A 7,493-nucleotide genomic window follows, 5' to 3' on the forward strand; every position below is an offset into this window, starting at 1 on the left:
CGGGCGGCGCGGCGGACATTGCGCAGCTCAGGCGCCAGATGCCGCTGCCGGAAACCGCGCTCGAATTGTGCGCGGTGGCAGGCACCTTCGCGCCCGTCAAAGGCGATGTCTTGCTCGCCAATGATGCGTCCGAGACGAAGATGAAGACGTTCAGCCAGAGCGGCGATCTCGCAAAATATCGCATCCTGCATTTCGCGACGCATGGCGCGCTTGCGGGGCAGGTGCGCGGCTCGATCGAACCCGGGTTGATCCTGAGCCCGCCAGCGGCGGCAACGCAAGCCGATGACGGCTATCTCTCATCGTCGGAGATCTCGGGCCTCAGGCTCGACGCCGATTGGGTGATCCTGTCGGCGTGCAATACGGCCGGCGGCCAGGCGGCCAATTCGGAGGCCTTCTCAGGTCTCGCGCGGGCGTTCTTCTATGCGGGCACGCGTGCGCTGTTGGTCTCGCACTGGGCGGTCAACTCCGATGCAGCGGTGGTCATCACGACCGGTACGATCGATGCCCTCAACGCACATCCAGACATCGGCCGCGCCGAGGCGCTGCGTCGCTCTATCTCGGCACTGATTGCGAAGGGCGGCGCGAATGCGCTGCCCGGCATCTGGGCGCCGTTCGTGCTGGTGGGGAACGGCGCCATATAGTGCTATGCATATCAGTGCGCCGCCGCGCACGAACCGGCTGGAGAAGGCGCGGTTGTTGCTGCCGGGGTATGGCGAGGTCACTATCCTCGACATCGGAAGACTGCGCAGTTGCGAGCGAGGAGTGAAGCCGCGACCACGTCCGTTAACCAACCACCGCTTGCTCTTCCAATGCAACGAGCCCATGCTCGCCGGGTTCCTGGACCCATCCGGTCGTCCAGTAGATCGCGCCGTCGCGGCTTTCGCGGGGTCTTGACCCATGAACTGCTCTTGCTGCGGTTCCGAGGTTCAGAGCGGCTTTGCCTTCTGCCCGAAGTGCGGCACGAAGCAGCCCAACGCGTGCCCCGGCTGCGGCTATGCATGCGCACCGGATTTCGCCTATTGCCCGAAATGCGGCGCCCTGGTCGGTGAGGCCCTCAAAGACGGGGGAGAGGCGCGGCCGAGCCGGCCGACAGCGCCGATCAGGGCCTCCTCGCCGCCGCTGGCACCGCTGGCCGACCCGCAACAAGCATGTCGTCCGCAGTCCGACAGGATCGACAGCGAGGCAAACCGCCGCACCATCACCGTGCTGTTTGCCGACCTCAGCGGCTTCACTGCGATGAGCGAGCGGCTCGACCCCGAGGTCATGCAGACGCTTCAGAACCAATTGTTCGAGGAACTGACGGCTGCGGTGCAGAGCTATGGCGGCTTCGTGGACAAATTCATCGGCGATGCGCTGCTCGCGCTGTTTGGTGCACCGGCCGCGCACGAGGACGACCCCGAGCGGGCGGTCCGCGCTGCCCTCGACATGATCAGCCGGACGGCGCGCCTCAGCGAGCGCGCAAAAGCCTATGCCGGTTCACCGCTGCTGCTCCATGTCGGCATCAACACCGGGCACGTCGTTGCGGGCGGGTTAGGTGTGGGCGTTGCCAAATCCTTTTCGGTGACCGGCGATACTGTGAATACCGCGCAGCGGTTGCAGTCGATGGCGGCGCCGGGCGAGGTGCTGGTCGGGCCGCTGACCCACCGCCTGACGCGGCATGCATTCTCCTATGACTCGCTTGGCGAGGTTTCGCTCAAGGGCAAGATGGGTAGCGTTCTGGTCCATCGTCTGAAGGGACCGCTCGATACGCCCCGCGCGGCACGCGGCCTCGACACGCTGGGCCTTGATGCACCGCTGGTCGGGCGCGACGCCGAGCTTGCGCGCGTGATCGGCAGCCTTGATCGCGCGCGCGACGGTGCGGCTCAACTGGTGCGGCTGATTGGCGAAGCGGGTATTGGGAAAACGCGGCTGGTCGACGAATTCCTCGCCCGTATCCGTGAGGAGGATCGCTTCGCAGACTTGGCGGTCCGGCGCGCGGTCTGCTCGCCGCTCGGCGAACAGTCTTACGGCGCACTCGCCGCCGTGCTGCGCAGCGCTTATGGCATCGCGCAGAAGGCGAGCGCCAGAGAGGCGGAGGCGAAGGTCGCCGAAGCGCTGTCGGAGCTTGGCCTCGCGACGGACGAGGCCGACCGCCTGATGCCGCTCTATCTGCACGTACTCGGCCTCGGCGACCCCAACGCCGTGCTCAGGCATGTCGAGCCCGAACAGCTCCGCCGGCAGATATTCTTCGCGATTCGCACCGTCTTCGAACGCCGCCTGGCACTGTCGCCGCTGCTGATCATCGTCGAGGATCTGCACTGGGCCGACGCGGTGTCTCTTGAAGCGTTGCGGTTCCTGATGGACCGACTCGAGCGGACGCGGCTGATGCTGCTGTTTACGCATCGGCCGACGCTGGAACTGGAGCAGCTCGGTTCGAGCAGGATCAGTCACACGACCCTTCGGCTGCCTCCGCTTGGCAACGCTGACGGACAGAGGCTGCTCGCGGCCTACTTCAGGCACGGTTGGTGCGAACCGCCGGGACGTCTGTTCAGTCGGATCCTCGATCGCGCCGGCGGCAATCCGCTTTTCCTCGAGGAGATCATACGCGGCCTCATCGAGGCCGGCACCCTGGAACGCGACGGAGCGCAGTGGCGGGTGAAGTCGGATGAAGCCGCCGCCGATATTCCGGCAAGCATTCAGGCGTTGTTGCTGGCTCGCCTCGACCGGTTGCCGCATCAGGTCCGCCTCCTGGCGCAGGAGGCCGCGGTAATCGGCCCGCGTCTTGATGCGGGTGTACTTGGCGCGGCGGCAACCGAGCCAGCGAGGGTCGAAGCAGGGCTCGAACTTCTATGCGACGCGGAGATCATCGAGGAGATCGCGGGTTCGAACTCGATTTCGCTGCGCACCTACCGTTTCACGCAAACCATGCTTCAGGACGTGATCTATCAAAACCTGCTTCAGCAGCGCCGGATCGAGCTTCACGGACGGATTGGTGCCGCGCTGGAGCGGCTCTACGGCAATGAGCCCGAGCGCCTCGAGGATCTCATACTGCTCGGACATCACTTCAGTCTGAGCGCGAGCAAGCCGAAGGGCGCGCGCTATCTGCGCGCGGCCGGCGACCGCGCACGCGCGAGCTATGCCAACGACGATGCCATCCGTCTCTACCGACAGGCCCTCGCCGTGCTGCTGGCCAGCGGCGAACGGGAGCCGGAGCGTCTGGTCCTGTACGAGCGGATTGCGGACCTTTGTGGCGCGGCTGGCCGGCGGAATACGGCCGAGGAGCACTATCAGAGCGCGTTGGAGGGGTACCGAGCCGCAGAGGACCGGATCGGCGAAGCGCGGATTCTCCGCAAGCTTGGCCGATTGCTGTGGGACGCCGGCAAGCGGATCAAGGCGGAGACGCATTACGCTGAGGCAGCCAAACTGCTTGGAGGGATCGACGCGCCCATCGAGTGGGCGCATCTCTTGCAGGAGCGCGGCCGTCTCGCGTTTCGCACCGGCGACCACGTGGCCGCCGCGAGCTGGGCAGAGGAGGCGCTCGGCTATGCCCGATCCGTGCCTGCCGACGCCGATAAGCACGCCGTGCTCGAGGCGGCGCGCGCCATTGCGGAGGCTCTCAATACCAAGGGGGTTGCACTGGCGCGGGTTGGACGACACCAGGAGGCGGTGCGCGAGGTAGAGCAAAGTGTCGCAGCCGCCGAAGCCGCCGGCCTGCTTAACGTCGCCTGCCGCGGCTACACCAATCTCGGTGTGCTCTACACGATTGTCGACCCGGCGAAAGCCGTGGAGGTCTGCCGGCGTGGACTGGATGTCGCGTGTCGGATCGGGGATCTCGGCTTCCAGGCGCGTCTTCTCGCCAATTTTGCCGTTGCTTGTTGTACCTTCACGGACAGATGTACCGAGGAGGGGGTGCCGGCAGCGGAGAAGGCGATCGAAATCGACCGTGCGCTCGATCAGCGGGAGCATCTCTCCGTGCCCTTGATCGTACTCGGGCAAATCCATCAATGCCATTTCCGCCCCGATCTGGCCGCCCTCTGCTACAATGAGGCAATCGAGGTAGCGAACGAAACCGGCGAACCGCAGCAGCTCTTTCCGTGCTATGATGGTCTCGCGACACTGAGCCTTGATCGAGGCGACATGCCCGAGGCCGACCGATATTTCGCGCTGGCCCACGATGTCTGCGCCCGCCACGGGCTTGATCCCGCCGGGCTGATCGTACTGCCATTTCTTGACTAGGTCATATGAAGGAGTTCAACCATGTCAGAACTTCATGTCAACGGACCGCTTCAACCGGGCGATCGAGCACCGAACGTCGAGCTGGATGCCATCACACGCGATGGAAAGATCGCGCTCCAGGATTTTCGCGGGCATAGTCCGATATTGATCGGCTTGTTTCGAGGTCTGCACTGCCCGTTCTGCCGCCGCCATATCGCGGCACAGGCGCAACTAGACGCGGCTCTGCGCGACAAGGGGGTCGAAAGTCTCACCATCGTGAATACGCCCATCGAGCGCGCGCGGCTCTACTTCCGCTATCATCCATTGCCCAATCTGCTCGCCGCGTCCGACCCCGAGCGGGTCTCGCACCGCGCGTTCGGCCTGCCCAATCTCGAGTTCACGGAGAAGGAAACCGAGTGGCCGCGCAAGGTGGGCATGGATGTGGTCATGAGCATGCAAGTGGACATTCCCGGAGAATTGCCGGGGCCGATGAATCGTTTGGCGGCGGCCGAGCAGCTCAACAAGAAGGATGGCTACGAGATGATGGAGGCCGATCAACGCATGGCGGCGACCGGCCAGGGTCAGCTGTTCGGCCAGTTCCTGCTCGATCGGGAGGGGGTCGTGCGCTGGACCTTTACGGAGGTTCCCGAAGGCGGCCAGCGCATGTTCGGGATGCCCAGCCCTCAGGAATTGATGTCGGCCGCCTCGCAAGTGGCAAGCTAAGCATCGTCGCTTGGTCGGCGGTTCGAATACTTCGCTCAACGCGCTGCAACCCGCGGCTTTCTCTCCGCTGGCGTCGTCATCGCGGAAATTTCGTGGCCGCGTGAAATACGCATCAGTTTGAACGCGACCATTCCTGATCATGCCATTGCAATGACTCGGGCGCACTCCTCGAAGCACGATGATCGAGATTGAGCAGGCCCGATCCTGGAACCCGCGCGTGATCTCGAAATTTGAAACGCCAATCAGAAGCGGTGACGATCTCTCCCTTTACCGGATCAATCCTCTGGCATTCCCGCGCGATCGCGCCATCGCCGAGGCGGAAAGCATCGACCTGCTTCTTTCCCGTGCGACAACGAGCGGCGACGATCTGAATGCCTATGCTCTGGTGCGCGAGCGCTTTATCCGGCGCCGGGCGTCAGCGGTCCCCTCGCGGGTCACGCCATCTTTGAGTTTGATGCATCTCTCCGCGGCATCGAAGGCATTGCGTGCGTGTATCGTGTCGTGCGCCAGACCCTGCTGTACATTTTCACTTCACCGGAACTTTCGGCTTCTTCGCCGCCAGCCCCACGGCCATCGCCGAGATCAGCGGACGCATGAAATAGGCGTCTTCCGCCGGCGAGATGTCCGTGCGCAGGCCGTGCGCGGCGAGCTCGCCGGAGACCGCCGGGCCTACTGACGCAATCAATGTCTGTTCGAGGCCGGCGCGCAGCTTGGCCTCGCTGCCATGCGCCTTCGCGGCCTCGATCAGGCGGCGGACCTGGCCGAGATTGGTCAGCGCGAGGGCATCGATCCGCCCCGCGGCCATGTCGTCGATCGCCGTGACGATGTTGGCGTCCGCTGCCCTGGAATCGTAGACATAGGGCAGCACGGTATCGACCGCGGCGCCTTGCGCGGCCAGGGCGCCGGTCAGCTCGCTGTGGTCCTTGTCCGGATAGAGCTGGAGGCCGAGGCGCCGGCCCCTCAGATCGAGCTTTCCCAGCATCTGGATGACGCCTTCGGTGGTCGGTTTCTCCGTGGTCTGCTGCGCTTCCAGGCCGACCTCGCGCAACGCCTTGCCGGGCTTCGGGCCGCGGGTGAATTTCCGCGCTTTGGCGAGCGCCGCGATAAGGGTCTGGTCGAGTCCGCGGGCGCGGGCAAGCTTCATGATCCGCCGCAGGCCTTCGCCGGTCATCAGCACGAGATCGTCAAAAGGCTTCTCAATGGCGCGGCGAATCCAGGCCTCGACCGGGGCCGGGTCCGGCGCATCGTGAATGGTGAACATCGGGCACTGCACGACCTCGGCGCCTTGCTCGGCCAGAAGTTTTGAGAACTGCGCCTCCTCGCGGGTCTCCAGGATCAGGATGCGGGTGCCGTTCAAGCGGTCGGCCATGGGCGTACTCCGGTCATTAAATCGCAATCGTCCGTTCATCCTGACTCTTCGTCCGGGATTGGCGCAAGGCTGGGGTCGGTGCTAGAGCAGGGCGCAAATCGCGGATTGTTCCGCACCCGTTGCACAAACCTTCATCAAGAGCCATGCCCGATCATCAATACGTCCTGACCCTGTCCTGTCCGGATCGTCCCGGCATCGTCTCGGCGGTGTCGACGTTCCTCGCGCATAACGGACAGAACATCCTCGACGCCCAGCAGTTCGATGACGTCGAGACCAAGAAGTTCTTCATGCGGGTGGTGTTCACCGCTGCCGATCTTGCCGTGGAACTGTCGGCGCTGCAGACCGGCTTTGCCGCGATCGCCGAGCGTTTCGGCATGGAATGGCAGATGCGCGACCGGGCTGCGCATCGCAAGGTGATGCTGCTGGTGTCGAAGTCCGACCATTGTCTGGTCGATATCCTTTATCGCTGGCGCACCGGCGAGCTGCCGATGACGCTTGCCGCCATCGTCTCCAACCATCCGCGCGAGGTCTATTCCGGGCTCGATTTCGGCGGCATTCCGTTCCACCATCTCCCCGTGACCAAGGAGACCAAGCGCGAGCAGGAGGGCCAGATCATGGACCTCGTCGGCAACACCAAGACCGATCTCGTCGTGCTTGCCCGCTACATGCAGATCCTGTCGGATGATCTGTCGGCGAAGCTGTCGGGGCGCTGCATCAACATCCACCACTCGTTCCTGCCGGGCTTCAAGGGCGCAAAACCCTATCACCAGGCCCATGAGCGCGGCGTCAAGCTGATCGGCGCGACCGCGCATTACGTCACGCGCGACCTCGACGAGGGCCCGATCATCGACCAGGACGTCGAGCGCATCAGCCATCGCGATACGCCGGAAGATCTCGTCCGCAAGGGCCGCGACATCGAGCGCCGCGTGCTCGCCCGCGCGATCCGCTACCATCTCGACGACCGCGTCATCCTCAACGGCCGCAAGACCGTGGTGTTTGTGGATTAGCGAATAGGGAGTGGCGAGTAGCGCATGGAATGGGGGCGGCCTTCTACTCGCTACTCCCTATTCGCCAATCGCCTCTTACCGCACCGCGTTGCCCGACGTCGTCCCCGTCGCGCCCTTCTGCGCCTGCTCTTCCTTCTCGCGATCCGCCGCGGGCAGCAGCCGCTTGCGTTCGCGTTCCCGCATGTAGGCGTCGTATTGCG

General features: G+C 64.4%; 5 protein-coding genes and 1 pseudogene. 5 read left to right on the top strand and 1 reads right to left on the bottom strand.

Annotation, left to right across the window (positions count from 1 at the left end; genetic code table 11):
* The 4 genes and pseudogenes from MOV75_RS20585 to MOV75_RS20600 all read left to right on the top strand — a co-directional run.
* The coding region (locus MOV75_RS20585) for a CHAT domain-containing protein (protein WP_247006493.1) at window positions 1–641 on the top strand (641 nt) is incomplete at its 5' end.
* 256 nt (window positions 642–897) lie between these two features.
* Entirely contained in the window at window positions 898–4,215 is a 3,318-nt protein-coding gene (locus MOV75_RS20590; RefSeq protein ID WP_246918980.1) for an adenylate/guanylate cyclase domain-containing protein, read from the top strand.
* A 21-nt stretch (window positions 4,216–4,236) separates the two neighbouring features.
* Complete coding sequence (locus MOV75_RS20595) at window positions 4,237–4,917, top strand: redoxin domain-containing protein (RefSeq protein ID WP_246918979.1); 681 nt, start codon at window positions 4,237–4,239, stop codon at window positions 4,915–4,917.
* 178 nt (window positions 4,918–5,095) lie between these two features.
* Window positions 5,096–5,257, top strand: a pseudogene (locus tag MOV75_RS20600) (adenylate/guanylate cyclase domain-containing protein); the annotation flags it as partial.
* A 186-nt stretch (window positions 5,258–5,443) separates the two neighbouring features.
* Here MOV75_RS20600 and MOV75_RS20605 read toward each other — a convergent pair.
* Window positions 5,444–6,286, bottom strand: coding sequence for a uroporphyrinogen-III synthase (locus MOV75_RS20605; protein WP_246918978.1), 843 nt, complete (start codon window positions 6,284–6,286; stop codon window positions 5,444–5,446).
* 143 nt (window positions 6,287–6,429) lie between these two features.
* Between MOV75_RS20605 and purU the strand changes: the two genes are divergently transcribed.
* Window positions 6,430–7,293, top strand: coding sequence for a formyltetrahydrofolate deformylase (gene purU / locus MOV75_RS20610; RefSeq protein ID WP_246918977.1), 864 nt, complete (start codon window positions 6,430–6,432; stop codon window positions 7,291–7,293).
* Window positions 7,294–7,493 lie beyond the last annotated feature (200 nt).

This window comes from Bradyrhizobium sp. PRIMUS42, assembly GCF_023006515.1.
Lineage (GTDB): Bacteria > Pseudomonadota > Alphaproteobacteria > Rhizobiales > Xanthobacteraceae > Bradyrhizobium.

Bases quoted from the DNA above. Each gene is read 5' to 3' on its own strand.
- purU (WP_246918977.1), top strand. From the start codon at position 6,430: ATGCCCGATCATCAATACGTCCTGACCCTGTCCTGTCCGGATCGTCCC.
- MOV75_RS20605 (WP_246918978.1), bottom strand. From the start codon at position 6,286: ATGGCCGACCGCTTGAACGGCACCCGCATCCTGATCCTGGAGACCCGC.
- MOV75_RS20590 (WP_246918980.1), top strand. From the start codon at position 898: ATGAACTGCTCTTGCTGCGGTTCCGAGGTTCAGAGCGGCTTTGCCTTC.
- MOV75_RS20595 (WP_246918979.1), top strand. From the start codon at position 4,237: ATGTCAGAACTTCATGTCAACGGACCGCTTCAACCGGGCGATCGAGCA.